This window comes from Megasphaera micronuciformis F0359, from assembly GCF_000165735.1.
Classification (GTDB): Bacteria; Bacillota; Negativicutes; order Veillonellales; family Megasphaeraceae; genus Megasphaera; species Megasphaera micronuciformis.
Map to the genome: position 1 here is coordinate 1 of NZ_GL538210.1, position 2,023 is coordinate 2,023.

The window sequence follows — 2,023 nt, forward strand, 5'->3', positions numbered from 1 at the left end:
GACCACAGCTATAGCGGGGTATCTACGCTAAAGGTTACCTTTGAAGGCAAAAATGGCATTTCAGACGTACAGAAACTGTCGACGACCCCGGCTCTTAGCACGGCCACGAGTACGGTTTCGAAAGCGGCCATGACGGACGTATCCATTACGATTACGCCGCCGGAGGCCAACGTTCGTACGGTCGTCATGGCCGACGGAACGAGACTTTATCAGGAAGTCGACTATACGTATAGCCAAGGGACGCTAAAACTTTTGAAAAATGGAGCTATGAAGGACCATTTGGTAATGGGGGACAACAACATTACCATTACGATTACAGCGGATATTAAACTTACGTATAAGCTCAAATTAACGGCGTAAGAAGTAAAGAGCGGTCGAAAGGCCGCTCTTTTTTACGATAGGAGGAACCTTACGATGAAAACCACACGGACGTTAACCGTCGGTGATAACCGATATGAAGCCTATCTTACCATTAAAGATATGCGCATGGTGGAAAGAGAAATCAACCAGTCGCTCTTATCCATCTTTGATGCAAGCTCCCTTGCGGTCATCTCTCGCATGACGGCCAATCTCGGTATTGACCTTGTTATGGCCGTTCTCAGATTTGCCATTCACGACGAAAAGCAGGGGAAAAGGTCTGACGATGAGTTATACGACCTTATTGATGAGTATTGCTCCATCGAAGGGCAGACGATGGATGATTTAGGCGGGTTTGTGATACAGCTCATTTTCGACACAGGGCTATATAACAAGGTGAAGTTTCATCCGGGTACGGGAAAAAACGCCAAGCCGACGACGTCGAAGACGGCACGATCGTCGTCGGATCGATAGAAGCCTGGATTGAAAACGCGGAACCGGTGGCGTACGGGATGCTTAGCCTTAAGCCGCGTGAATTTGAGGAACTTCAAATTCAAGAGTTTAACGCCATGGTGCAAGGGCATCTCAGGCGAAAGAGAAAGCAAGATGAGATGCAAGCGTACTTTACCTATTGGCAGTTACTGCCTCAGCTTGGCAGTAAGACGTCGATTACTCCGGCCGATATTTTAGCGCCGCTGTATCCGGACGTAAAGCCCGATCCGAAAGAAGAACGAAAAGAATTACTAAAGGTATTTGGTATGTAAGGAGGATAGCCAATGACCACAGTTGCAGATTTACTGATTAAGATAGGAGCCGACGGCAGCGGGCTGTCCTCTGAGCTTGGTAAAACCAAACAAGAAATCCAAAAGACGTTCTCGTCCAATCCGATACACGAGTTCTCGGGGAGCGTGGATACGGCAACGGGTAAGGTAAACGCCATGCTGGGAACGCTTACGAAGTTTGCAGGCGTGGCAGCCGCGGGCTTTGGGTTAAATGCCATTATTGAAAGCGCTGTCAATGCCGGTGAATCTTTGTACCAGGTGCAGCAACGGTTTAATTTAACTGCTGCAGAAGCCGCCAAACTTTCGGGCATTTTAAAGATGACAGGCGGCGATGTAGAGACGGCCGCTAAGTCTATTATGCGTCTTGATAAGAACCTTGCCAATAACACGGTAGAAGGAAAGAAGGCGGCCGCTGTCTTATCTCAAATGGGGCTGTCTCTTACGGACTCAACGGGCAAGATGAAGCCCATGAACGAACAGCTGGAGACTTTGGCCAAAGGCTATCGGGCTGCCAACGAAGCCGGACAAGGCCAAGAGTTTTTAATGGCCACGCTTGGTACAAGAGGACTTGCGCTAACGAAGACGCTTCTTAATTATGAAGAAGCCGCACAGCGGGTATCTAAAATACAAGGCATAGGACTTGATTCGAAAGAAGCCCATGATATATACATGGACATCCAAGAAATTAACTTGCAGCTTGGTAAACTGGGTACCATTGCCGGCGTGGCACTGGGTCCGCTTGCTAAGGAACTCTTGCCTCAGATTATGGAAGGGCTTTCCTGGACGGCTACTCAAATTTATAAAAATAAGGACGCCATTGCAACGACGGCGGTTACACTGACCAAATTGATCGCTGCGTATGAGGCGTTAAAGCTGGCTAAAAA

The 2,023-nt window shown here is 48.3% G+C and carries 4 protein-coding genes; all 4 read left to right on the plus strand.

Translation table 11 applies throughout. The features are described from left to right. On the plus strand, nucleotides 1-360 hold a 360-nt coding region (locus HMPREF9429_RS08260), incomplete at its 5' end, for a hypothetical protein (RefSeq protein WP_006943068.1). Nucleotides 361-414: 54 nt separating this feature from the next. After that, nucleotides 415-831, plus strand: a complete 417-nt coding sequence (locus tag HMPREF9429_RS08265) for a hypothetical protein (protein WP_006943070.1) — start codon at nucleotides 415-417, stop codon at nucleotides 829-831. Nucleotides 832-869: 38 nt separating this feature from the next. Continuing rightward, nucleotides 870-1,121, plus strand: a complete 252-nt coding sequence (locus tag HMPREF9429_RS08270; RefSeq protein ID WP_006941756.1) for a hypothetical protein — start codon at nucleotides 870-872, stop codon at nucleotides 1,119-1,121. A 12-nt stretch (nucleotides 1,122-1,133) separates the two neighbouring features. After that, nucleotides 1,134-2,023: hypothetical protein (locus HMPREF9429_RS08275; RefSeq protein ID WP_006943072.1), on the plus strand; the 890-nt coding region annotated here is incomplete at its 3' end.